The 25,515-nt window shown below is 42.7% G+C and carries 15 protein-coding genes and 1 pseudogene; 12 read left to right on the top strand and 4 right to left on the bottom strand.

Features of this window, described 5'->3' with window-relative positions:
• Positions 1 to 18: 18 nt before the first annotated feature.
• On the top strand, positions 19 to 342 hold the full coding sequence (locus HG267_RS30955) for a DUF433 domain-containing protein (protein WP_045870774.1): 324 nt from the start codon (positions 19 to 21) through the stop codon (positions 340 to 342).
• A gap of 196 nt (positions 343 to 538) precedes the next feature.
• Complete coding sequence (locus HG267_RS30950) at positions 539 to 1,027, top strand: hypothetical protein (protein ID WP_263419990.1); 489 nt, start codon at positions 539 to 541, stop codon at positions 1,025 to 1,027.
• Positions 1,028 to 1,252: 225 nt separating this feature from the next.
• Here HG267_RS30950 and HG267_RS30945 read toward each other — a convergent pair whose 3' ends face one another.
• On the bottom strand, positions 1,253 to 3,313 hold the full coding sequence (locus tag HG267_RS30945) for an elongation factor G (protein WP_045870972.1): 2,061 nt from the start codon (positions 3,311 to 3,313) through the stop codon (positions 1,253 to 1,255).
• Positions 3,314 to 3,722: 409 nt separating this feature from the next.
• Here HG267_RS30945 and HG267_RS30940 point away from each other — a divergent pair, with 409 nt between their 5' ends.
• The 7 genes and pseudogenes from HG267_RS30940 (at position 3,723) to HG267_RS30910 (ending at position 19,698) form a co-directional block, all read left to right on the top strand.
• Positions 3,723 to 4,730 carry a tetratricopeptide repeat protein gene (locus tag HG267_RS30940; RefSeq protein WP_081584021.1) on the top strand — a complete coding sequence of 336 codons (1,008 nt, stop codon included), beginning with the start codon at positions 3,723 to 3,725 and terminating at the stop codon, positions 4,728 to 4,730.
• A 211-nt stretch (positions 4,731 to 4,941) separates the two neighbouring features.
• A complete protein-coding gene (locus HG267_RS30935) occupies positions 4,942 to 5,493 on the top strand; it encodes a phosphate-starvation-inducible PsiE family protein (RefSeq protein ID WP_045870970.1) in 552 nt (183 codons plus the stop codon).
• Positions 5,494 to 5,670: 177 nt separating this feature from the next.
• On the top strand, positions 5,671 to 5,910 hold the full coding sequence (locus HG267_RS30930; protein WP_045870772.1) for a hypothetical protein: 240 nt from the start codon (positions 5,671 to 5,673) through the stop codon (positions 5,908 to 5,910).
• A 584-nt stretch (positions 5,911 to 6,494) separates the two neighbouring features.
• Positions 6,495 to 6,992: pseudogene (locus HG267_RS30925) on the top strand (CHAT domain-containing protein); the annotation flags it as partial.
• A 204-nt stretch (positions 6,993 to 7,196) separates the two neighbouring features.
• Positions 7,197 to 7,697: a hypothetical protein gene (locus tag HG267_RS30920; RefSeq protein WP_052335336.1), complete on the top strand. Its 501-nt coding sequence runs from the start codon at positions 7,197 to 7,199 to the stop codon at positions 7,695 to 7,697.
• Positions 7,698 to 8,562: 865 nt separating this feature from the next.
• On the top strand, positions 8,563 to 18,600 hold the full coding sequence (locus HG267_RS30915) for a PAS domain S-box protein (RefSeq protein WP_045873037.1): 10,038 nt from the start codon (positions 8,563 to 8,565) through the stop codon (positions 18,598 to 18,600).
• 12 nt (positions 18,601 to 18,612) lie between these two features.
• Complete coding sequence (locus HG267_RS30910) at positions 18,613 to 19,698, top strand: response regulator (RefSeq protein ID WP_045873038.1); 1,086 nt, start codon at positions 18,613 to 18,615, stop codon at positions 19,696 to 19,698.
• Positions 19,699 to 19,979: 281 nt separating this feature from the next.
• Here the strand turns inward: HG267_RS30910 and HG267_RS30905 are convergent, their stop codons facing one another.
• Together HG267_RS30905 and cysE are read right to left on the bottom strand one after the other, a co-directional pair.
• Positions 19,980 to 20,741, bottom strand: a complete 762-nt coding sequence (locus tag HG267_RS30905) for a hypothetical protein (protein WP_045873039.1) — start codon at positions 20,739 to 20,741, stop codon at positions 19,980 to 19,982.
• A 226-nt stretch (positions 20,742 to 20,967) separates the two neighbouring features.
• Positions 20,968 to 21,693: a serine O-acetyltransferase gene (gene cysE, locus HG267_RS30900; protein ID WP_045873040.1), complete on the bottom strand. Its 726-nt coding sequence runs from the start codon at positions 21,691 to 21,693 to the stop codon at positions 20,968 to 20,970.
• A 215-nt stretch (positions 21,694 to 21,908) separates the two neighbouring features.
• Between cysE and HG267_RS30895 the strand changes: the two genes are divergently transcribed.
• Complete coding sequence (locus HG267_RS30895; RefSeq protein ID WP_228045445.1) at positions 21,909 to 22,364, top strand: RrF2 family transcriptional regulator; 456 nt, start codon at positions 21,909 to 21,911, stop codon at positions 22,362 to 22,364.
• Between the two features lie 19 nt (positions 22,365 to 22,383).
• Positions 22,384 to 23,346, top strand: a complete 963-nt coding sequence (gene cysK / locus HG267_RS30890) for a cysteine synthase A (protein WP_045873042.1) — start codon at positions 22,384 to 22,386, stop codon at positions 23,344 to 23,346.
• 170 nt (positions 23,347 to 23,516) lie between these two features.
• Here the strand turns inward: cysK and HG267_RS30885 are convergent, their stop codons facing one another.
• Positions 23,517 to 24,176 carry a cadmium resistance transporter gene (locus tag HG267_RS30885; protein ID WP_045873043.1) on the bottom strand — a complete coding sequence of 220 codons (660 nt, stop codon included), beginning with the start codon at positions 24,174 to 24,176 and terminating at the stop codon, positions 23,517 to 23,519.
• A 677-nt stretch (positions 24,177 to 24,853) separates the two neighbouring features.
• Between HG267_RS30885 and HG267_RS30880 the strand changes: the two genes are divergently transcribed.
• Entirely contained in the window at positions 24,854 to 25,513 is a 660-nt protein-coding gene (locus HG267_RS30880) for a cadmium resistance transporter (RefSeq protein WP_045873044.1), read from the top strand.
• The last annotated feature ends 2 nt before the right edge of the window (positions 25,514 to 25,515 follow it).

The following is a 25,515-nucleotide window of genomic DNA, read 5'->3' as shown; positions in this document are numbered from 1 at the left end:
CAGTCGTGATTGCAATCTATGACAGCAACACCATTCATTCACAAGCAGTATGTTGAGTGGAGAGAAAACGGTTACTGGATTAAGGACAGTCGTGTTTATTTAGACTCTGTTGTTTATGCTTTCTTGAATGGTACATCACCGGAAAGTATCATTCAAAGTTTTCCAGTATTAAAGCTTGAGCAAGTTTATGGTGCTATTACATTTTACTTAGCAAATCAGTCAGCAATTGATGCTTATTTGCAAGCTGGTGAAGCTGAGTTTGAGAAACTGCGTCAAGCTTCAAAGGAACAGAATGCTGCATTGTATAATAAGTTGCTTGCTGCTAAAGGCGATCATCAATGAAAATTCGGTTTGAGTCAGATGCTAACTTTAATCCAAGTACTCTGTCAGTTATTTAATGTTTGAGTATTATTACTGATTGCTTCTATATAAAACTTATTTTATATTTTTCTTCCTCAGAATTTTGTGGTGAATAAATGAGGAGAGATGAAAAATAATGATGATATTTCAAGACTTAGATGATGTAACACGTAAACGGATGATAGCTGAAGTTGAGTCGGATACGGCTAATGGCAAGCTATACATTAGTTCACGTTTGAGTGCAAATGGCAGACAAGATTATGTGAATTTACTCAAAGAAGCAATTACTAGCCATAATGAGGTATGGTTGGCTCAACAACTTTCCTTAAATGGTAGACTCAACTTAACAGAGGAAAGAAAAAAACCAAAGGGCGGCTATACGACTGCAAAAGTTCCTGAAACGGCTCCTGAAACACTAGCAGAAGGTGAATTTAACCGTTTTTACATTCGTGGCTTATGTCTCAGGGCATTGGAGGAAGGAATATTTGAGCTTGAAGTTTATCGTGCTAAATCTGTAATGAATCCTCGTCTAGAGTCACAAGCAAAATTAGGAACGAAAGTACAAGCAGAAAAATTGCTGAATGATCTTCGATCTCATCCAGGAGTTGATACAGCTCTAGGTTTACCAAATGGCCCAAACTCTGGATTAAGTGTTAAGCTTCCTTAGATGTTAATAGCATAGTAGTAGTGGCGTGACCAGACTAAAATGTTGCAATGAAATCTGGATAAAATTAACCGCAGATTGACGCGGATAGAATTTTTTTTATTGCACTACTTTACTCTTGCCACGCCACTACAAAAGCTCACTACTAAAATACATCTATTCAACAAATCGCCCTGCGCTTAATTGTGCAGGGCGATGATTTTAGATTAATTGTAAATCCCAACAAAATTATTTGCTGTTACCGTTACCGTTGCCGTTAGCATGACCATTGGTATTACTTTGCAGTACGCGTTCAGCAAGTTTTTCCGGTACTTCTTGCAGATGGTCATATTCCCAGTGGAAAGAACCAACGCCGAGAGTGAGCGATCGCAGTTCTACAATAAAGTCATGCATCTCTGCTTGGGGCAAGTATGCTGAGATATTATCCCAACCTTGCCAATCGTTTCTGCCTTCGTAACCTAAGATTTGCCCCCGTTTACCACTGAGTAGTTGCAAGGCTTTGGAGGTAAATTCGCTCGGTGTGGTTACTTGCACTTTCAAAATCGGTTCTAGCAGGGTGGGTTGTGCTTGGGGTACTCCTGTTTGCATTGCCAACCTAGCAGCTTGTTTAAAGGCTTGTTCGGAACTATCAACGTTATGGTAGGAACCATTGGTTAAAGTTACCGCCACATCCACAACAGGGAAGCCCAATGGCCCATGTGCCAGAAATTCCCGCACACCCATTTCTACGCCCGGAATATACTGTCTGGGCACAACACCACCCACAATGGTTTCCCGGAAGTTAAAGCCTTCACCACGGGGTAGGGGCTGAATATCTAGGAACACATCACCAAATTGCCCATGTCCACCGCTTTGGTGTTTATAGCGCCCATGAACTGCGGCTACAGGTTTGCGGATGGTTTCTTTATAAGGCACTTGGGGCATGTGGGTTGTCATTGGCAGGTTATATTTCCGCCGCAGTCTATCTAAGGCGACTTGCAAATGAATTTCGCCTTGTCCCCACAGAATTACTTCATGGGTATCGCCATGCTGTTCCCAATTCAGAGAAGGATCTTCTTCTAATAGTTTAGTGATGGCGCTGCTGAGTTTTACTTCATCGTTGCGCTTTTCGGGAGTAATCGCCAGGGCGTAAACGGGTTCTAACTGTTCAGCTTTGGGTAAATCTGCTTTTAACTGGGCATCTGTAGAGAGGATATCTCCGGTTTTGATGCCTTCTAAACGGCTCACAGCTACAATATCGCCAGCTAAAACTTCGTTAACTGACTGCTGTTGTTGTCCCATTAAGCGATAAAGTCCACCAGCGCGCACGCCATTGAGAACAATACCATCGGTTAATTTGCCTTGCCAAACACGGACTAGGGAAAGTTTGCCACCTTGGGGAGTGTAGAAAGTTTTTAATACTTGGGCAATGGGGGTATTGCTGGCTTTAGTTAAGCGGCGTTCTGCTGTAGTTTCTGGTTCTGGTGCTTCCCGTACCAAAGCTTCTAATAAAGGTCTCACACCATAATCTTGTTCTGCCACACCAAAGAAAACGGGGACTACTAAATCTGCCCCTAATTCCATTTTTAAATCCTTGAGAATTTCTTCTTGGGGTGGTTCAATATCTTCTAAAAGTTCTTCCAATAAGTGATCGTCAAAATTCGCTAAAGCTTCGAGCATTTCTGCTCGTGCGGTATGTTCTTCTTCTTTTAAGTTTTCGGGGAAGGGAATTAAGTCTGCTGGTGCGCCTGGATGATATTGATATGCTTGTTCACTCACCATATCAATAAAGCCTGTGAGCTGTTCCCCTTGCATGATGGGATATTGATGGGCGACTAGGGGACGGCTGGAAACGGCTTTGAGGGCGTGTAATGTTTCGAGAACATGAATATTTGCCCTATCCATTTTATTAACAAAGACGATGTGGGGAATTTCCCAATCATCTAAGAATTTAAATAGAGGAGCAAGGGTGAGGACGCGATCGCGAATGGGTTCGCAAACTACAATTGCCGCATCGACTCCCATTAAGGCATTATAAGTTTCTTGGGCAAATTCAACACTTCCGGGACAGTCCAGAAAGTTAAAGCGCAAGTCGTTATATTCTGTGCTAGCAGCGCTGATTTCTACACTCATGTGGCGATCGCGCGATTCGTTCGCACTATCTCCAACTGTGTTACCATCCTTGACACTGCCTTTACGGGAAATTGCCCCTGTGACAAATAACAAACTTTCTAATAAGGTTGTTTTTCCACTTAAATAAGGGCCGACAATTGCAACGTTCCGCGAACCCGATTTTACTTTTTCGTTCATAAAACCTCCCTGGCGGTAAGTCACCACTAACCGCATTATCCTGTGTATTCAGGCATAGAAAATGTTTCTCTCTAGGGAGAATCATCTCCTCTTTAATCAGTTATTATCCTCCCTTTAATCAATGCAACGAAAAATTGTAGCCTGTTGTAAGATTTAGCTAAAGAAAAGTTAATTAAATCAAACTTTAATACCAAGAGTTGAACTTTTGTAAAATCAATCCCTATCAGAACAATCTTTGTGAAGAAACATGAACTAAAGGCGGAATTATTCAGGATAAAGGATGAAAGATGAAACTAACAGACACAGCAGTTGTCATCAGTGGTGTAGGCAAAATCAAGAAAAGTTAATCTATAAAATGTTTTGCTATTTTAGGAAATACCAAAAAATCAATAATTCAGCAAGTAGGGGCATGATATCCACAGAATTTCGAGCAAATAGACCCTTCATCCCTGCCTTGCCTCTACAATTATTTATCTATTGTTTTAATGGTAAATTCTTGCCATCCTTATATAATCCCTGCCCAAGTATATTAGTTAGTTTAATTTTTTTATGGGGTAGCATTCTCTATCCTTCTACCAGTTTCGCCATCACCCCACCGGATTTATTAGCGCAAACTACGAGCCAAGGAGCAGTAGACTTATTAAATCAAGGCTTACAGGCGATTCAAGCTGGGAAAGTGCAAGATGCGATCGCTTCCTTTAAAAAAGCTGTCCTGCTAGATCCCAAATTAGCCCCCGCCCACTACAATTTAGGGCTAGCATTACGGCAGACTGGACAACTACAACCTGCAGCAGATGCATTTTATCAAGCAACCCAAGCAGATCCCAAATTTGCGCCCGCTTTTGCCAATTTAGGCGGAGCCTTATTAGAAGGGAATAATCTGCAGTTAGCGAATGATTACTTACAACGCGCAGTAGAACTCGATTCTAAACTCGGTTTTGCCCACTATAACTTAGGATTGCTGCGAGAACAGCAACGAGATTGGGAAAGAGCGATCGCAGCTTTTAAAAAAGCGATGCAATATAGCCAAAATGCCCCAGAGCCAGCCTACCATTTAGGATTAGTTTATCTGCAACAAGGCAAAGTTGATCAAGCCAGAGAAGCCTTTCGCCAAGCGCTGAGAGTTAATCCCCAATATGCGGAAGCACATTACAATTTAGGTTCAATTTGGTTTCAACAAAGTAAATGGCAAGAAGCCTTAGAAGCCTTCAGAAAAGCAGCCACAGCTAACTCAAATTATGCCAACGCCTATTATGGAGCAGGGTTAGCATTTATGCAATTAAGACAATATGCAGAAGCCGCCCAAGTATTTCAATATGCCAGAGATTTATACAACGCTCAAGGCAATCCTCAATGGGGAAAAAATGCCCAGCAATTGTTACAACAGGCACAGAATTTCCATTACCAACCTCGCTAAGGTGCGAAGGATAGATAGTAAGCAACAACAAAATTATCGGATGAACTAGAACACCGATTGCTTAATTAAAAATAAAGAATTCTGCGAGGATAGGCACTTTTAGGTATGACGTTTCCAGCCTAATGATAATTGATGCCTAAACTACAAGTTAGCGAATAATGAATCGATATTCTAGTGGGTATATTCTCAACCTATCACCATTGTCATGGTAATGCATATGCAAAAGCGCGTTAAAAGCCGATTTCTATTTTGCGATCGCTGGTTTGATCGCCATGCCATTGTTCGCAACATGGAGGCTTTTCAAGACTTAATTGTTATAGTTTTATGTTTAGGTTTATTTGCTGTCATGTTACTGCAATTGTGGGGGATATTGATTGCCATTACACAGCAATTAGATTACAAAATAGTGACAGCCAAAATACTATTCATCCTGATTTTGGTAGAATTATTTCGGCTGCTCATGGTTTACTTACAAGAGCATAGTATTGCTGTTGGTGTAGCAGTCGAAGTCACAATTGTATCAGTTCTGCGAGAAGTAGTGGTTCACGGTGCCTTAGAAATTTCTTCAATTCAAACAGCAGCAATTTGCGGCTTATTATTCATTTTGGGTGCCTTATTAATAGTCTGTGCAAAAACACCACACATGGATTGCATGAGTGCTAACACAAAATTTTGCCCTATTGTCTATCAAGGAAGTAGGGAAAAGCAAAATCTAGAATTTCAATACTCACGCCGATGTGATGAAAATAAGCCTTTAGTATAGGGGTTTGGTGTTTGTCATTTGGTAATAGGTAATTGGTAATTGGTGTTTGTCATTAATTATTTCTCCCTCATCCCCCTCATCTTCCTCATCTCCCAATCCCCATCTACGCTTCTGGGAAGATGAAGCCTCCTTTAACGGTAGGTAGAAATTAGTTAAGAACCTAAAGGAGGGTATTTTATGACTACAGGTAACGGACAATCTCAACAACCGATTAGCAACCTGGAGTATGATTTTGTGACTGTGCTGCACAATAAAGCAGAAGCAGTTAAGGCTTACGATGTATACATTAAAGACGCGCAGGAAGCTAACTCTCAGCCCTGCGTAGAGTTATTCCAAAAATTGCGGCAGTCTGATGTTGAGCAAGCTCAAGAAATCCGCAATCATTTGCAACAAGTAATGCAGCACGGCAAAATGTAATTCATTTGGGGCATAGGGGATAGGGCATGGGGCATGGGAAAGAATAAAAATACCCTGTCCCAAGTCGGCTTTCCTGCATTCTCTAATTAATAGACAGCAAGCCGCAGGCGTATCAACTATGCTGATTCCCTGCGGCTTGTTGCACTTATTGCACCGTCAAATCTCAAGCTTGGGCTAATTGTTCTCAGCTAAACCAAATCTAGTTTGCATAATCTGAAATTGTATATTTATTGTGGGGTGGGCATCTTGCTATTTAAGCTAAAAGCGATATAGGGCGGGCGTTGTACAAATACCTCGCGCCCTCATCCCCTAACCCCTTCTCCCGCAGGAGAAGGGGAACTAAATCTCTTGCTCCCTTCTCCCTGTGGGAGAGGGGCTGGGGGTGAGGGCGAAACCTTCCAACCAAGAGGGTTTCACGTTAAGTTGACACCACTGGCATCTTGCCGCCCAATATATGCAAGTTAAATGTGGAACAGCTTACAACCGAAGTGTCACAAATCAGGTGCAACTATTAGTCTGCCAACCCAAAAATGTGAGGTGGAGATTGGGGAAAGGTTAAAGGGAAAAGGGTAAGGGACAAAAAATTCAAAACCCAAGCAATTATCGGTAACAAAGCCACAGAAACATCAATGGTCAAGCAAATGAACCAAGCCAAAATCATTCATTTTGCTACCCACGGCTTACTTGATGATTTTAAAGGATTGGGCGTACCAGGTGCGATCGCTCTGGCTCCTACTCGTCAGGATGATGGTTTACTGACATCCGGTGAAATTTTGGATATGAAACTCAACGCCGACTTGGTTGTACTGAGCGCTTGCAACACTGGAGGTGGTAACATTACAGGCGATGGTGTGATTGGTTTATCACGTTCTCTCATTACCGCCGGGGTCAAGAGTGTAATTGTTTCGCTGTGGTCTGTATCAGATACTTCTACCGCCTTTTTGATGACTGAGTTTTATCGTCATTTACAACACAATCCCGATAAAGCTGCGGCGCTGCGAGAAGCAATGCTCGCAACCAGACAAAAGTATAGTAATCCAATTGATTGGGCTGCATTTACTCTAATTGGGGAAGCAAAGTGAAACAATTTTAGATTTTGCGGAAAGTTGCAAGGAGGGTTTCCCTCCGTAGCAAACTTTTCAAGACGGATTTTGGATTTGTTTCATACTGGAATACTTCTTTCTTGTCCCGCTAATTTATGCAATTTTTCCCTCTAAAATTCACGATTATGTGAAGTAAAGAAAAATTTCAACCAAAGCATTGATTACCAAATACCCTAAAATATCATGAAAAGTATTTTAAAATTGGCGATTTTGTCTTTTGCCAGCTTTGCTGTATCTATGCAAATTGTGTCGGCTCAAACCCCCAAAACCACAGGTGATGCGCGCATCAAAGATATTTTAGATAAGCTAGGGGCTAAATATGAGTTACTGCCTGATGGTGATTTTAAATTATTAATACAAACCGAAAATAAACGCAACCAAGTAGTATTTATTGAATCCAGAACAGAAAAACTCGGCAACTTAGAAATTCGTTATATTTCATCTCCAGGATATGTAACTAAGGGAGCGATTCCCAGCGAAATTGCTAACAAGCTACTAGAAAATAGCGGTTTAAACAAAATAGCTGCTTGGCAAGTTTTGACTAAAGAGCAAACTCACATGGCTATATTTACTGCCAAGATAGCAGCCAATAGTGAGGCGGAAACTTTGAAAAATACGCTTTTAGCTGTGGGCTATGGTGCAGATGCAATTGAAAAAGAGTTGACAGGTAAGGATGAATTTTGAATCACAAAGGAACAGGGACTGGCAAATGAAAAACTCCACCCACAAGGGGGTGGAGTTTTTGGGCATTGGGAATTGGGCATGGGGGAGGCAGTGCTGTCTTGGGGTCTCTCCAAGTGCATTGGTATCAACTTAAGCTAAAAGTGATATAGTGCGGGCGTTGTACAAATACCTCGCACCCTCATCCCCTAACCCCTTCTCCCCCATATGTATTCTTGTTTAAAACGTATAAATACTTATACATGTTGTATATTTATTGCATTCGGATATGTCTATACTGGAGAAGAAATCATCCAAATTTTATGAAAATTTTCAACAACGCAAATTTAACAAACCCCGTTGGGGTTGGGGGCTGGGGAACTCCGCCCCCACAACCCCAGGGAGTAGGGATTAGGGGCAATGAGGATTTGGAGAATGTAGACGCGAAGCCGTGAGCGATTCTGGTGGACGGGTTCCCCAACATAAATGAACTGTAGCGTATCCGAAGGATTCACCCATTCGCATTAGCATCTCTGAAACAGAAGGGCTTCCTGTAGGGTGGGAGATGAGGTGACAAAAGGAAATAATCATTACCAATTACCCATTACCCATTCCCATAATTAAAGATTTTCTTCACAAAAAAAATGCAAACTTTTAAGCGCATTAGCTGATTGCTGTAATTTTGAACCATGCCACAATACAGGTGTTATTGAGCGCACAATCTATTGTCTCCTGCTCATAAATCTATTAATGAAAAAAACTTCTGCTTCTTTTCACTTGAACTATAGATTAATCTCTAACCTATCTATATGTTAAGTAAGGTTTTTAACTTGATGGATATGGAGGTACAATCGCTTGTGAAACGCGATCGCGTTAACAATTGTGCTGTATGAGTCACCCCTCCCTACTAACTATTTTGCTGATTGACGATTGTGCTGAAGATCGGGTGACTTACCGTCGCTTTTTGCAGCACGATAGCCGCTATATTTATCGCATTTTAGAGTTTGATACAGCAACCGCAGCAATGAACTGGTGCCACTACGAGACCCCAGATGTGGTTTTGCTAGATTTTGCGTTGCCTAATGGTGATGGCTTGGACTTTATTCGGCAGTTTAGAGAACATCTGAGAAATACGCAATCGGCTGTGATTATGGTGACTGGGCAAGGAGATGAAACTATTGCTGTACAAGCAATGAAAAATGGTGCCCAGGATTATTTACTCAAAAGCCAGCTGACAGCGACAATTTTGCACAGCGCCATTCATTATGCAGTAGAGCAGGTGCGCTTATTACGGCAATTAGAACAAAGTCGAGAGCAACAACACTTAGTTGCAGCAATTGCTTTAAGAATTCGCCAGTCTTTGAAACTAGAAGAAATATTGCGGATTACAGCTAAAGAAGTGCGCCAGTTTCTGAAGGCAGATCGGGTATTAGTTTATCAATTTCAGCCGGATATGAGTGGCGTTGTGGTAGCGGAATCAGTGCTTCCTGGTTGGACGGTTTCTTTAGGGGCAAAAATTCAAGATACTTGCTTTCAAGAAGGAGCAAGAGATAAATATTACCAAGGAAAAAAACGAGCGATCAATAATATTTATCAAGCGGGTTTAACAGATTGTTATTTACAGCTATTAGAACAATTTGAAGTCAAAGCCAATTTAGCAGTTCCCATTTTGGTAAAGGATAGTTTATGGGGATTATTAATTGCTCACCAATGTTCTAGAACGCGCAATTGGGAAGCGATGGAACTAGAGTTGCTGGATCAGCTAGGGGTGCAATTATCACTGGCAATTCAGCAAGCAAATGCCTATGAGCAACTGCAGACAGAACTAAAAGAACGAAAATCAATAGAAGCGGCACTGCAAGCTAGCGAAGAAAAGCTGAAACTGACCCTAGATTTTGCTCATATTGGCTATTGGGAGCGGAACTTTATTACCGATGAAATATTTGCTAGCGACAATGCCATTCGCTGTTTTGGCTATGAAAGAAAGAGCATCAAAGTTACTAATGAAGAGTGGTTGAACTCGATTCATCCTGAGGATCAAGAATGGGTACAACAACAATTACAGCAAGCGATCGCCAACAAAACAGATTATGTTGTGGAATATCGAGTAGTATGGGCAGATCACAGCATTCACTGGATATCATCAAGCGGCAGGGCAGTTTACGACAATAACGGACTTCCATTAGTGATGCTGGGCGTATTGATAGATATCAGCGATCGCAAACAAGCTGAAGAAAAACTCCGAGAAAGTGAAGAACGCTTCCGCAGCACCTTTGAGCAAGCCGCAGTAGGAATTAGCCATGTATCGCTGAGTGGGGAATTTATCCGCCTTAACCAAAAGTTTTGTGACATTACCGGCTATCCTCCCACTGAACTCCAAAAATTAACCTTTCAGGATATTACCTATCCAGATGATGTCGTAGCTGGGTTACAGCAGAGTCAGAGGCTAATCACAGGAGAAATTCAGACTTTTTCTCTAGAAAAGCGGTATATTCGCCAGGATGGCGCGATTGTCTGGGCGAATTTGACTTGTTCTCTAGTACGCGATCGCTTAGGCGCACCGAAATATTTCATTTCTGTGATTGAAGATATCTCCCAGCGCAAGCAAATGGAAGCGGAACTTCAGCAGCATCAGGAGCGGTTGAATATGGCTCTGGAAGTTGCTGATATGGGTAACTGGGACTGGAATATTACTACAGGAGAAATTTATTGGTCACCTAACCTGGAACGACTATTTGGTATGGTTCCTGGAACTTTCAACGGGAATTATGAAACCGTTGTATCCATGATGCACCCAGAGGATCAAGAATCTGTTTTACAAGCAATTAATGCTGCTGTCTCTCAAAAACAAGAATATAACATCGAATTTCGCTTTATCAAACCTGATGGTACAGCACGCTGGGCACTTGGAAAAGGAAAGGTTTTTTATGACGAGCAAGGTAATCCTACTCGGATAATGGGTATTGATTTAGACATTACTGAACGTAAGCAAGCGGAAGCAATCATCAAGGAAAGTGAAGAAAGATTCCGCCACATAGCAGATAGCAGCCCTGTCCTGATTTGGTTGTCGGGAATTGACAAATTATGCCATTATTTCAATAGTAGTTGGTTAGAATTTACTGGCAGAACCTTAGAACAAGAACTGGGTAATGGTTGGTTAGAAAGATTACACCCAGATGATTATCAAAATTGCCTAGACTCTTATATCAATGCCTTTGATAGCCGCCAAGACTTCCAAATTGAATATCGGCTGCAACGCTTTGATGGTGAATATCGTTGGATTTTGGATACAGGAGTCCCCCGATTTACCAGTGAAGGTGAATTTTTAGGTTATATGGGTTCCTGCATTGATATTAGCGATCGCATTCTGGCAGAACAGGCATTACAACAGCTCAATCAAGAACTCGAAGCCAGAGTAGAACAACGTACCGCCGCTTTAAAAGAAAGCGAAGAACGCTGGCAATTAGCGCTCAAAGGCAGCAATGATGGTATTTGGGATTGGAACCTCAAGACTAATGAGGTGTTCTTCTCAACGCGCTGGAAAGAAATGCAGGGCTTTAGCGAGGATGAAATAGATGCCAATATTGAAGAATGGTGGAGCAGAATTCATCCTGATGATTATGAACGCTTCATAACAGCATTGAATGAGCATTTTAACCAAAAAACGCCATTTTTCTGTGAAGAATGCCGAGTAAAGCACAAAAATAGCTCTTACATTTGGGTATTAAATCGGGGTCAGGCTTTGTGGGATGAATCGGGTAATGTCATTCGCATGAGTGGTGCGACAAAGGATATTACCGAACGCAAACAAGCAGAAACCGAGTTGTTAGCTCTGAGCAGTCTGCAACAGGCAATTTTAGATGGCTCTGATTATGCGATTATTTCCGTCAATTCTCAGGGCACGATCCAAACCTTTAATGCTGGTGCCCAAAAGATGTTGGGCTATACACTAGAAGAAGCGATTAATTACACTCCAGAACTGTTTCATGATTTGGCAGAAATTCAGCAACGCTTAGAAATTTTTGCCAGAGAATTAGGCAGGCCCAGCTTGTCAAGACCAGAATTTTTCACCCTTAAAACCCAAGATGGCACTTACGAAGAAGAATGGACATACATTCGCAAAAATGGCGATCGCTTTCCAGTTTTAGTATCAGTGACCTGTCTGCGTAACCCAGATGGTGAAATTTGGGGATTTCTTGCCATTGCCAAAGATATTACCCAACAAAAACAGATGGAAGCAGAACTCAAAAAAAATGCCGCCCATCTTGCTACTGCCCAGCAAATTGCCCGTCTGGGTAGTTGGGAATTTGACTTTCAAACCCAACAGATCTATTGGTCGGCAGAAAGCTTTGAGATTTATGGACGTGATCCTCAGTCTGGGATGCCAACCTACGCAGAATTACGCCAGTCAATTCATCCAGATGATCTCGCTCGCCATGATGATGTGGTAGAGCAAGCCAGTCAGCAGGGTAAATCTTACGAGCTAGAATATCGCTTTTATCGCGCTGATGGCAGTTTACGCTATGCACTAGTACGAGGCGAAGTCATCTTGGATGCTCGAGGCGAGCCAAAACAGTTTATTGGCACAGTTCAGGATATTACCGATCGCAAACTGGCAGAAGAACAACTACGCAACCTTAGCGATCGCTTGTCTTTGGCCCTGCAATCAGGTGCGATCGCTACCTGGGATTGGGATATCATCCACAACCAAAACCACTGGGATGAGCGGATGTATAAACTGTATGGTATTGTGCCAGGGTCTGAAGGTTGGGCACTGTATCAAGATTGGTTAAATGTCATACATCCAGACGATCGCGCCCAAGCCGAAGCTAACGCCCAAGCTGCACTGCGGGGAGAGAAAGAATTTAATATAGAATTTCGCGCTATTCATCCAGATGGCAGCATCCGCCATATCAAAGCTGCTGCCATAGTCCAACGCAACCAGCAAGGTGAAGTACAACGGGCAGTAGGAATTAACTATGACATCACAGAGCTTAAACAAATAGAAGCAGCTCTACGTGAGAGCGAAAGCCGCTATGCAACCTTAGCAGAAGCATCACCAGTAGCTATTTTCCGGATTGATGCACAAGGCAATTGCGTTTACATGAATGAACGCTGGAGCGAGATGACTGGTAGAGCAACTGCATCGGCATTAGGAACGGGATGGTTAGATGCAGTGCATCCCGAAGACCGCGAATATATGCTCATGCACAGGTCGCAATCATTATCAAAAACCCCAAGATTGATTCGCAACGAAGGCAGACATTTACTTCCAGATGGTACAGTTACCTGGTTTTACGCCCAGTTAGTACCCGAAACTAATGCTGATGGCAACTTAATTGGGTATATCGGCACACTTACAGATATTACCAGTCGCAAACAAATAGAAGCCGCCCTTTGGGAAAGTGAACGCCGCTACGCGAGCTTGGCAGAAGCCTCACCAGTAGCTATCTTCCGAATAGATGGGGCTGGGCAGTGTATTTATGTTAACGAGCGCTGGAGTGAAATGACAGGCAGACCCGCTGAGGAAGCAATGGGTTACAAATGGTTAAATGCTATCTATCCTGAAGACCGCGATCGCTTTCTGGATCATATGTGTAATTTATCTGAACCACAAAGATTACGGCAGGATGAAGGTAGGCATTTACTTCCAGATGGCAGCATTGCCTGGTTTTACGTCCAAGTCCTCACCGAAACTGACCCAGAAGGTAACATCATTGGTTACGTCGGTACTTTAACAGATATCAATGCACGTAAAGAAGCAGAAATTGCCCTGCAAGAAAGTGAACGCCGCTATGCCACCTTAGCACAAGCTGCCCCGGTCGCGATTTTCCGCTTTGATACAACGGGGAATTGCACTTATGTCAATGATCGCTGGAGCGAGATGACAGGCAGACCAGTAGAAGATGCGATGGGGTTAAATTGGCTACAAGCTATTCACCCAGAAGACCGCGATCGCGCATGGCAAAAATGGTATCAATGGTCACAAACATCTCAGCTAGGAGAAATCTACCGTAGTGAAGGCAGACATCTGCAACCTGATGGCACTATTACCTGGTATTACTGCTATGTACTAGCGGAAACTAACTCCGAGGGTAGCATTATTGGTTACATTGGCACCTTGGCAGATATCACCGCGCGCAAAGCAGCAGAAATTGCCCTGCAAGAAAGTGAACGCCGCTATGCCAACTTAGCAGAAGCTTCTCCAGTAGCAATTTACCAATTGGATGCAGAAGATAACTGCATCTATGTCAATGAGCGCTGGAGCGAGATGACAGGCAGACCAGCAGAAGATGCAATGGGCTTCAAATGGTTTGAATCTATCCACCCAGACGACCGCGATCGCTTAAAAAAGGAATGGGAGCAATGGTTAGGAACATATCAGCAAGGAGAGGTGTATCACAATGAAGGCAGACATCTTTGGCCTGATGGTAAAATCACCTGGTTTGACTGCTATTTACTACCGGAAACTAACCCAGCAGGTACCATCATTGGTTACATTGGCACTTTAGTAGATACCACTGATCGCAAAGCCACAGAAATTGCCCTGCAAGAAAGTGAGCGCCGCTACGCCAACTTAGCACAAGCTGCTCCAGTCGCAATTTTCCGCTTTGATAATGAGATTAACTGCGTCTATGTCAACAATCGCTGGAGCCAGATCACTGGCAGACCAGCGGAGGCGGCAATGGGGCGACAATGGTTAGAAGCTATTCATCCAGACGATCGCGATCGCATGGGCAAGGAATGGGCGCAATGGATGCAAACACATAAACCAGGAGAAATCTACAAACATCAAGGCAGACATATTTGGCCTGATGGCAGGATCACCTGGTTTGACTCCTATGTCCTACCGGAAACTAACCAAGAAAGCAAAATTATTGGTTACATCGGTACCATCGTAGATATTACAGATCGCAAAGAAGCAGAAATTGCCTTACAAGAAAGTGAACGCCGCTATGCAACTTTGGCAGAGGCCGCACCAGTAGGCATTTATCGGTTTGATACCGAAGGTAACTGTGTGTATGTCAATGAGATCTGGAGTGAGATGACAGGGAGACCTACACAGGAAGCATTAGGCAAAGGATGGATCAAAGCATTGCACCCAGACGACCGCGAGCAACTTTTAACGGCTACATCAACATCTTTGGCACAAAAAAGCAGGAAAATTAGTGAAGGTAGACATCTGAAACCCGATGGTAGCATTAGCTGGTTCTATAGCCAAATGGTACCGGAAATTGATGCCAATGGTAATGTACTAGGTTATATTGGCACACTTACAGATATCACTGTTCGTAAGGAAGCAGAAATTGCCCTCAAAGAAAGCGAACGCCGCTATGCCACCTTAGCAGAAGCAGTGCCCGTGGGGATTATTCGATTTGATGCACAAGGTCATTGTATCTACGTCAACGAGCGCTGGAGCGAGATGACAGGACAGGCAATCACAGCAGCATTGGGAATGGGATACTTAGATGTCTTGCATCCTGAAGATCGCGATCAACTGTTGCTGGAATGGTCTCAATGGAGGCAATCACCTCAGCCCAGAAGACTTTTCCAAAGAGAAGGCAGGTATATTCGCCCAGATGGTAATATCAACTGGTTTTCTGGTTATGCATTACCCGAAATCAATCCCGATGGTATCGTTGTGGGGTATGTTGGTACACTCACAGATATTACCGAACGCAAGCGCAATGAAGATAAACTGCGAAAACTCTCTGATAGGCTAACCTTAGCACTGCAATCGGGAGGATTCGGCATTTGGGAATGGGATATCGTCAACGATGTCCTGTTTTGGGATGAGCGAATGTATGAACTTTACGGTGTGCAACCTTCTGAGTTTGATGGAGTATATGAAACTTGGATGCAACGCATTCATCCAGAAGATCGCGCTGCATCTGAAGAACTAAGTGAGAGAGTACGCCGAGGAGAGATGGAATATAATACGGAATTTCGTGTTGTTCATCCCGATGGCAGCATCCGCTATATTAAAGCCTACGCTCTGATTAAAAGAAATCAACAGGGTGAGGCACTCAGAATGGTGGGTGTCAATTACGACATGACAGAACGTAAATTAGCGGAACTGGAACTTATCCGTAACCGAGACCTACGCGAAGTAATTTATCATGAATCTACTGATGCCATCTTTCTCGTAGATCCGCAAACTCTGCTCACTATTGATTGTAATCGCCGGGCTGTAGAATTGTTTGCTGCTAACCATAAAGGTAATTTGATTGGTATAGCCGGACACACGCTTCATCGCCAGCCCTTCTCAGAAGACGAACTAGCTGCTATTGCAGCGGAAATGGAGTCAAAAGGCTTCTGGAGCCGAGAAATTGAATATGTTAATTATCAAGGCGATTCCTTTTGGGGAAACATTGCTGCCAAGCCGATTACCGTAGCAGGACGGAGACTAAATTTAGTCCGGATCACAGATATTAGCGATCGCAAGCAAACCGAAGAAATACTAACAACATATACACGCGAGTTAGCAGATTTATACAACCATGCTCCTTGCGGTTACCATTCGCTTGATGTTGACGGTCGATTCGTCAACATCAACGATACAGAGCTGGAATGGTTGGGTTACAGCTATGAAGAAATTATTGGACAACACTTTATTGACTATATTACAGAAGCCAGCCGCCCAGCATTTTTAGAAAACTATCCGCAATTTAAAGAACGCGGCTGGGTGAAAGACCTAGAATTTGACATGATTTGCAAAGATGGCACAATTTTACCAGTGCTGCTGAATGCAACTGCCGTCAAAGGTGAAGATGGTACTTTTATCTCCAGCCGTTCCAGCATTTTTGATATCCGCGATCGCAAACAAGCAGAACGAGAATTACAAGAATCCCGTACAATGCTGCGCTTGGTACTAGATACAATTCCCCAACGAGTATTTTGGAAAGATTGCGAATCGCGTTATTTAGGCTGTAATCCTAGTTTCGCCAACGATTGTCAGCAAACTCCCGATGAAATTATTGGCAAGACAGACTTAGACTTAACTTGGTCAGAATTCGCACACCTCTACCAGGCAGATGATGCCTTTGTCATCAACACCAAAACTGCCAAACTCGGCTATGAAGAGCCGAATGTCAATCTCAATGGTGAGCAAGTATGGTTGCGAACCAGTAAAGTACCGTTGACGAATAGTACAGGTGAAGTTATTGGAGTTCTAGGATCTTACGAAGATATTACTCAACGTAAACAAGCCGAAGAACAGCTACAGCATACAAATCAGCAGCTAGCACATGCTAACGTCGAATTAGCTCGTGCCACACGCTTGAAAGACGAATTTTTGGCAAATATGAGCCATGAACTGCGAACCCCACTTAATGCTATTTTGGGAATGTCTGAGGGTTTGCAAGAAAGTGTATTTGGCGAAGTCAATGAACGACAAATTAAAGCCATCTCTACTATCGAGCGCAGCGGCAAACATTTACTCGAACTGATCAATGACATTTTAGATTTATCTAAAATCGAATCTGGCAAACTAGAACTGCAACTGAGCGATGTTCCTGTCAGAACTCTGTGTGATGCTAGTATCAGCTTCATAAAACAGATGGCTTTGAAGAAAAATATCGGACTCAGTACTCGAATTGCCGACAATCTGGGCAATATTTATGTAGATGATCGCCGTTTGCGTCAAGTCCTGATCAACCTCCTCAGCAACGCCATTAAATTCACTCCCGAAGGCGGTTCCGTCAGGTTAGAAATCTGCCTGGAAGAAGCAGGAGAGCAAAAGAACAGGAAAGCAGAGGTAGCTAATTCTCCCTCATCTTCCTCATCCCCCACATCCCCCTCATCCCCCACATCCCCCTCATCCCCCACATCTCCCACATCCCCCACATCTCCCACATCCCCCCACATCTGCTTCTCCGTCATTGACACTGGTATCGGCATTCGCACAGAAGATATCAGTAGGTTATTTCAGCCTTTCATGCAGCTTGACAGCAGCCTTAACCGCCAGTATAATGGCACGGGTTTAGGATTGGCACTTGTACAGCGGATTGCTACCTTACATGGCGGAACTGTCTCAGTGAGCAGTAAAGTCGGTGAAGGTAGTTGTTTTATTGTTCGTATTCCGTACCAAACCAACGATCCTTTGTCCACAATGCAAGTAACGGCTCCATCCCCCAGCCATCGCCTTCCTGCTGATAATACTCAAGTTTTAATTATTGAAGACTCCATTCCTGCTGCCGAGCAAATTACTCGCTATTTGAGCGAAATGGGAATGCAACCTGCTGTCTATCCGCGCGGCGAAGGCTCTGTAGAGGAAGCAATACGCATTCAGCCTGCTTTCATCCTTTTAGACTTGCAATTACCAAACCTTTCCGGTTGGGATGTGCTCAATCAACTGCAAAACAACCCAGAAACTAAAGAAATTCCAGTCATCATTATTTCTGTAGTAGACGAGCGCACCAAAGGATTGGCTCAAGGAGCTGCAGAATATATAGTTAAGCCAATTACTCGCCAGCAGTTTCAAGCCACCCTAGAGAAACTACAATATATTCCCCGTCATGATTCCACAGCATTGATTGTTGTCCCACAAGCATCTGCTAAATCGCCCCTAATTCTGCTAGCAGAAGACAATCAGGCAAACATCGATACAATGTCCGGTTATCTAGAAAGTCGTGGCTATCGCCTAATTTTGGCAAAAAATGGTCAACAAGCCCTTGAAGTTGCTAAATCTCAACAACCTGATTTAATAGTAATGGATGTCCAAATGCCAGTCATGGACGGAATAGAAGCAATGCGTCACCTCCGTCAAGACCGGCAATTTGACCATGTGCCGATTATTGCATTAACAGCTCTTGCTATGCCAGGCGATCGCGAAAATTGCTTAGATGCAGGAGCGAACGAATATTTAAGTAAACCTATTAAACTCAAACAGTTAGCAGTCACAATTCAACAACTTTTAGGAAGGTAACGGAAATTGCCGATGGATACTAAAGCTTCTATTTTGGTAATTGATGATGAACCCGATAACTTTGATGTTGTTGAAACACTACTAGATGGTGAAAATTACCAACTATATTACGCGCCTAGTGGAAAGCAAGCCTTAGAACGCCTCGAAAGTTTTCATCCCGATGTCATCTTACTAGATGTAATGATGCCAGAAATGGATGGCATGGCAGTCTGTCGTCACATCAAATCCGATCCGCAATGGCAAGCTGTGCCAATTATTATGGTGACAGCATTAACCGATAAAGAAGATTTAGCGCGTTCTTTAGCAACTGGTGCAGATGACTTTATTAGTAAACCAGTTAATGGTGTCGAGTTACGCGCTAGAGTGAATTCTATGTTGCGGATTAAGCAGCAGTATGACAACCTGCAATCTTTGCTGAAACTGCGAGAAGACATGGTGAACATGATTGTTCATGATATGCGTAACCCGCTATCCAGTATTTTTCTCTCCACTGATATTCTGAAGTTACCAGGTTTAACACCACAAAAACTGCAACGTAAACTCGAACAAATTGCGATCGCCTCCCAGCAACTACAATTATTAATTGATAACTTGTTAATCATGGCCAAGTTAGAATCTGGCAAAATGATTCTCAACTATTCAGAAGTAGATATAGGCGAGCTGTGTTTGCTAGCTGTCGCTGATGTAGAAGCAATTACTGCTCAAAAAAACTTGAATTTAGTGACAGAATTACCCAAATTTAAAGACAATATCAAAGTTGATGCCTCTATCTTTCGGCGAGTACTAGATAATTTGCTCTCTAACGCCATTAAATTTTCACCTTCCAATTCAGAAATTATTCTGCGGGCAGAGTATTTAGAATTAGGCGGAGTAAAAGTACAAGTTGCTGATGCTGGCCCTGGAGTTGCCAAAGATTTAAGGCACAGTATTTTCGAGAAATATGAGATAGGCAATTTCATACAAAATGTTTCGCAAATTGGTTTAGGATTAGCCTTTTGCAAAATGGCAATTGAAGCACATCAAGGCAGTATAACTGTTGAAGATAATCATCCTCGCGGTACGATATTTACAGTATTTCTCGCCAAAAATGCCCAATAAAATACTTGAAGTAGATTTCATTTATATGAGGTACAAATAGGCTGGTTTTGAGGCAGGAGGCAGAGATGGGTAAGGGCACTGCACCAGTACCTTATTTTAGGCTTTGGTGCGTTGCGCTTCGCGACAACACACCCTACTTACAATACTGCTCGGTTAAGGATTTTCAAGTTGGAATTTGGTTTGGGGAAAAGGTGAAAGGGTAAGGGTTAAAGGTTTTTTCTTGCCCCTTTTCCCCTTCCCCTTTTGCCCTTAACCGACAAGTATTGACCCTACTTATGCTTTTAACCGGATAATCTCTTATCTTTAACTTGGCTAGAAGTAGCTTCTAAAAAATCAGTAAAAACTTGAATAAACTTATGTATTCCCTCACTACCGCCAGCAATTAAACCACCAGTTAATAAGGCATCTAAACAACGAAATATACTTATTTGAATAGGGTTATTTGTATCAATAATAATTAGCGGTTCGATACAGCGAATACCGATAGCGCTGATTAATAGACCGCATAATAAAGATGTCCATAGAGCGATTATTCTAGTATCTGACTTGTAAGCTAATCGTTTTCGCTCTTTTTCATTTACATCTTTAATTCTGGTAGTTAAATCATCAATATGGGGTTGTAACTTAGTCAGTACATCTGTTGGCGTTTGACTAAAATTTTGGATTAGTTGCTGTTCTAAGGTGCTGCCACCTGACTCATTCACAATAATAGGATTAGGGTCTAAAGGCGGTATCTGATTTTCTGATTGCTGCTCTGGGATCAGCTTTTTTCGTTCGACAATTATGGCATTTTGTTGTTGAATACTCATTTCTAACTGTTCTGTAGTCGGCCCGCGCCAGGTAGTAATAAAAACTTCTAAAGAACGCTCCAATAAAAGAGAAATGAACAGAGGTAAAGTGAGTACCTGTACAACATCTTCAAAACCAAAAGATTTCAATACCAATGGTTGTGGAGATAGCCAAGCAGTAAAAGTTACTAACAGAAAACTAATAGTTATCAAGAAGAAAAATAGCGGAGATTCCAGAGAAATTTTGAGCAACATCCCTATAGTCCTGTTCTACCCACAATACCTAAGACATAGGGAAATGGAGAATAGCAGGAAGAAATGGGGATTGGGGAACTCGGGGCCCCCTCTGGGGATAAGGGGTAATGGGGACTGGGGATTGGGGATTGGGGATTGGGGACTGGGGATTGGGGAGATGAGGGAGAAATTTCTATTACCAATTACCCATTACCAAATGACAAATGACAAATGACAAATGACAAATTTAGATTCCCGCACCATCTAGAAAGTCTTCGATGACGCGATCGCTTTCGGTTGTACTGGGGTGGGGTTCGGGGATATGTACGTGAATGGGCGAAAGGTTTGATTCAGCTTGCAATTGTTCTAGCTGTTTATCTAAAGATTTCACTCTTTCAAATAAGGCGCGGATGGCTTCTGCTTCTACGTCCCGGACTTTACCATGAGCGAGAATATCGCCACTGAGGTTGTTTTGGCGGGTTATCCTTCCGGGTATACCAACGACAGTACTATCGCTGGGTACGTCTCGCAGTACTACCGAACCTGCTCCCACACGGACGCGATCGCCTAATTGAATATTTCCCAAAACCTTAGCACCTGCACCTACAACTACATGGCTACCTAATGTGGGATGACGCTTACCGCTTTCTTTTCCTGTCCCACCAAGGGTTACGCCTTGGTAAATCAGGGCATAATCACCGATGATTGCTGTCTCACCAATTACTACTCCCATTCCGTGGTCGATAAATACACCTTTACCAATCACTGCACCCGGGTGAATTTCAATCCCCGTGAGAAACCGACTGATATGAGAAATCAATCTTGGTATGACAGGAATCCCAATTTTATAGAGCCTGTGGGCTAGGCGATGGAAGAGCAAGGCTTGCAGCCCAGGGTAACAAAACAATACCTCTAGCCAGTTACGAGCGGCGGGATCGCGCTCATAAATTGTTCGCAAATCAGTTAGCAACATACATCAGCTGTGGGTGAGATGGTTGTTGGTGGGAGGTTCTGAAATTTTTCCAAAATATTCAGACTATTTATCTGAATTTTATAAGATAATCTACGGTAAGTCGATAAAATTAGGAGTATTTGTGAAGTGAATGACGCTGCGTTTAAGCAGTAATATTTAGTTTCACATAAAACCCGGTAAATCCATCGACCAACGGTAGTATATTGAGTACAGACTTGAATAGCCAAAACTACGCTCTCCTGGATCTGTCTTCCAAAGTTGAATATGCTCTGCTGGCACTTTTAGAGTTAGCAAGCAACCACAGCAAAAAAGTTCCTCTCACCATGAGCGAAATCACTGCCAAACAGCCCATACCAGAACGTTATCTCGAACAAATTTTGACCAACCTGCGGCGTGCTGGTGTGGTGCAGAGTCAACGTGGCTCAAAAGGCGGTTTCATTTTAGTTCGTGAGCCTTGGCAAATTACCTTACTGGAGATTGTCACGGTGGTAGAAGGTGAGCGCAAAGACAAAGACAGCTCCGCATCTCCGACTCTGGAAAGGAGTTTAGTGCTGGAAGTTTGGGAGCAAGCTAATACAGCCTCAATACAGGTTTTAAATAGCTATACACTCCAAGACTTATGTCAGCAAAGAGAGACTCGTTTACAGCAGAGTCCCATGTATTACATTTAGTTACGCAGGAGTACCCCTTATGCGGATAGCCAAAGATATTACACAGTTAGTCGGACGGACTCCTTTAGTTCAATTAAATAAGATTCCCCAAGCTGCGGGCGCACTTGCTCAGATTGTGGTGAAGCTAGAAAGCATGAACCCAGCTGCTTCTGTTAAAGACAGAATTGGTGTCAGCATGGTGGAAGCGGCGGAAACAGGCGGTTGGATTGAGCCAGGAAAAACCATTTTGGTAGAACCAACCTCCGGTAATACAGGGATTGCTTTGGCAATGGTAGCCGCCGCCAAGGGCTACCATCTTATTCTAGCGATGCCTGATACGATGAGCCAGGAACGCCGCGCTATGCTCAAAGCCTATGGCGCGCAATTAGAGTTAACGCCTGGAGTGGAAGGGATGCGGGGAGCGATCGCTCGAGCGGAGGAAATCGTTGCCAACACGCCTAATGCCTATATGCTGCAGCAGTTCCGTAACCCTGCTAATCCCAAGGTTCATGCTTTAACTACCGCCGAAGAAATTTGGGCTGATACAGATGGACAGGTAGATATCCTCATCGCTGGAGTGGGAACTGGTGGAACGATTACAGGCGTTTCTGAAGTGCTTAAACAACGTAAACCCAATTTTAAAGCGATCGCAGTTGAGCCTACCAACAGCCCTGTCTTAGCAGGTGGTAAACCAGGCCCCCACAAAATCCAAGGAATTGGCCCCGGATTTGTCCCAGCAATTTACCGTCCAGATCTTGTTGATGAAGTGATTCAAGTCAGCGATGAACAGGCGATATCTTATAGCCGTCGGTTAGCCAAAGAAGAAGGATTACTATCAGGTATTTCTGCGGGTGCAGCTTTGTATGCAGCCCTTGTAGTCGCCCAGCGTCCAGAAAATGAGGGACGTTTGATTGTAATGGTGCAGCCAAGCTTCGGCGAACGCTACCTCAGCACCTCATTGTTTAGAGATCCAGAGGAAAGCGAATGGTTAAGTAAAGTCTAAATATCATGTCCGTTTAAACACTTATCATATCTGTGAAGGTCGGTAATGGGTAATGGGAAAGAAAAATGCAGTTTAACAATTACCACTTCCCAGTTCCCAATGACTAAAAAGACCAACTATATTGTAAGTAATTAGCCGGACTTGATATAATGCCTAATTTTTTCTACTGACTAGGCATTTTCATGATTTTTTAACAAAATTGTCAAACAAAGACAACTTGCACCTAGCTTTATTAGACTTAAAGCTTGACTCTTCAATACAATAAAAGCACCTAATCCCATCAGAACAAAAGGCACGATGTTGTTGCCATAGTGAATTAAGAAATTCGCTATTATTTTCTGATGGGTTAGTTGGTATGTAGCATAACACCATACTCCTAAAAGCAGAAAAAATAGAGCAATAATTATCAGTAAATTTTCTAAATTATTGTTAGCAAATAAAGGTACATAAACACTAATATTATCGCTGCCATTAGCAACAGTCAGTGATGCTACAATTGCAAGATTAGAATCTTTAGATTCGGCAATTGCTGTTACTACTTCCTCCGCTTGTTTTTCTTGCCAATTTACCAAGCTATTAATACCAATAGATAGGGGCAGTAAGCCCAGTAAGCCAATCCAATTTGGTGGTAAAATTAAGCCTCCAAAAAACCCAGGAAGACTGAGAAATATTAATATAGTGAAGCCTAAATATTGCCCAAAAATTATATGACGAGGACGGAAGTTAGGATTAATTTGGGCAAAAAACAGCAACAAAATTACAATATCATCAATATTTGTGGCGCTAAAGGCAGCAATTGCGGTGCTAATTGTTGTGATTAACTCACTCATATATTTAGGGATATGACCGAAAAAGTAAAAAGTAAAAAGTAAAAAGTGAGCCAGTGCGGTGGACGGGTTCCCCGGCATAAAGCAACTGGCGAACTCCAAAGGAGTAAAAAGGCAAAAGAAAGAAAAAGAATAATAGTCACAAGGTCACAAGCCCCTCTATACCCGAAGTTCAGAGCGCCGGAAGCCGACGCTCTGACTTCGCGCTAAATTCATTTATGGAACAAAATAGGAACATTTATTTCTCGCGCTATGCGTCTCGAAATACTACTTCCTTATTAAATCACCTATCTTGCAAAGTTCAGTTCGCCGGAAGCCGACGCTCTGACTTTGTGCTTTATTTATAGGGATTATCTTTTTAGTTTTTACTTCTTAAAACAAAACCAAAAAACTAGTTATTCAACAAAAAACTCAACAATAATTTTGGAGGGGGTTTGGGGGACGCAACCGTCCGAAGTTTTGTGGAAGGAAACCTTCCCCACAAACTTCACCCAATCGGGGGTTTGGGGGAGAATCCCCCAATTGAGCTAGCTGTTTCCACAACTGACAAATCAGTCACGAATAATCTTATCTGAACTGTATTGGGATATGAGCAAAATCCTAACTACGAGAGTATTTTATTTGACTTTGAGTAGTTCTTAATTTGGTATGGTGTAAATTGTATATTTTCATCAGCCACCATGAGCCAGCTTGGTACAGCTTTTACAGAAGGAATAATCGCTTTTGCAGCTACAAATATTGATGACATACTCATTTTACTGCTATTTTTTTCGCAAATAGATAGTAACTTTCGGCGGCGACATATTTTTATTGGTCAGTATTTTGGTTTTGCGGCGATTATTCTGGCTAGCTTACCAGGATTTTTTGGTGGTTTAGTCGTACCGCGAGAATGGATTGGATTACTGGGAATACTACCAATCGCCATTGGTATTAAGCACTTACTAGAGAGAGAAGAAGATACTACAGAAGTACAAACAGTATCTCATGATTTTACACAGACTTCACCCCATAACCGCATACTTGCTGTTATTTGGAGTATTCTGCATCCTTATACCTATAAAGTTGCAGCCGTGACAATTGCCAATGGTGGCGACAATATTAGTATATATATCCCCTTATTTGCTGGTCAGAGCCTTAGCAGCTTAGGAGTGATTTTAATAGTCTTTTTTGTGATGGTAGCAATTTGGTGTGCGATCGCTTATTTCTTAAGCCGTCATCCTACCATTGCATATATTTTAAGTCGCTACGGCAAGCACATCGTTCCTTTTGTATTGATTGGCTTGGGGGTATTTATTATGTACGAACGCGGTACATTTAGCTTACTACCTTGGTTTAAGTAAAG

Origin of the sequence: Tolypothrix sp. PCC 7601, assembly GCF_025677855.1 — a bacterium.
In the GTDB taxonomy this organism is placed as follows: Bacteria; Cyanobacteriota; Cyanobacteriia; order Cyanobacteriales; family Nostocaceae; genus Aulosira; species Aulosira diplosiphon.
Note: the sequence above shows the minus strand (reverse complement) of the source record. Positions and strands in the feature narration are given on the sequence as shown.